At 35.8% G+C, this 1,074-nt stretch carries 1 protein-coding gene; it reads right to left on the bottom strand.

What is annotated here, in order from left to right; translation table 11 throughout:
• Positions 1–172: helix-hairpin-helix domain-containing protein (locus Q0257_RS05270; protein ID WP_298022461.1), on the bottom strand; the 172-nt coding region annotated here is incomplete at its 3' end.
• Positions 173–1,074: the final 902 nt, after the last annotated feature.

The following is a 1,074-nucleotide window of genomic DNA, read 5'->3' on the forward strand; positions in this document are numbered from 1 at the left end:
CGATATCTTTAAATTTATTATCCTTGCGGTAATCTATGATAGCCTGAGCTTTTGCCTCTCCGATACCGGGAAGTGCCATAAGCTCTTCTTTACTTGCGGTGTTTAAATTTACTGCTGCTAGCATAAATGCAGGAAGCGATAGAAATAGTGCGGATTTAAATAGGTTTTTCATTAAAATTCCTTTGAGGTTGAAATATTTGTATTGCCAAATAAAACGTCTATTGGCATTGAGCGCTTTTATATACCTATCCCACGTCAGTGCTAGAAAAGGGATGCGCCCATACGCTATTACGCTATCTTGCAATACGTTAAGATTATATTTGTAGCGGGCTTAAAGGGAGATAAAATTTAAGTGGATATATTGAAATTTTATCTGCTTTGATCGTTTTATTAAATAAATACGTTAAATTTTAGCTTGATCTTAAAAATCAGATAGGCGATAAGGCTAGATAGATTAAATTTAACAGCGCCTTTTTTGCTCCTCTTTGGAGACCGAAAAGGATAAAGCTAGATATATTAAATTTAATACCGCAAGCATTGAAACGGGATTTGGATTTAAATCATATAAAAGGCTAAGCGGCGGTACTTATGAAATTTAGCCCTACCTTACCGCGCACGGAGGCTTTACGGGCGATGTTAGACGCATATGGCGACGGGATACTGGTGCTGTGAAAGGCGCGGATACTTTACATGCAAAGCTAGACGAGCAATCTTCATAAAATTTAGCTGCATTCGTAAGCTTGCTTTTGTAGGACATGCTTCTCTGGGCTTGATTTTTTTATAGAATCTTTCATTATATTAAGTAATAACGCCTGCCAAGCTTTATTTGGCATCTAGTTTAAATCATTCAAAAGCCTTATAAGTGCCGGCGGCTTTATAATTTAGATATAAAAGCGCGGCAATGTATTAAAAACGAACGAACGTATTAATCATAAATAAGGCTCGTAGAGGTTAGAAATAAAGATCGCGCCATAGAAGTTAAAAAACAAACGCAACAGATAGTATTAAAAAACGATGCAAACAAGCAAGTATTATAGAAAAATTTCAATCCGTATCATTTTTCACTCAATATAA

It is taken from the genome of uncultured Campylobacter sp. (assembly GCF_938018035.1).
Lineage (GTDB): Bacteria > Campylobacterota > Campylobacteria > Campylobacterales > Campylobacteraceae > Campylobacter_B.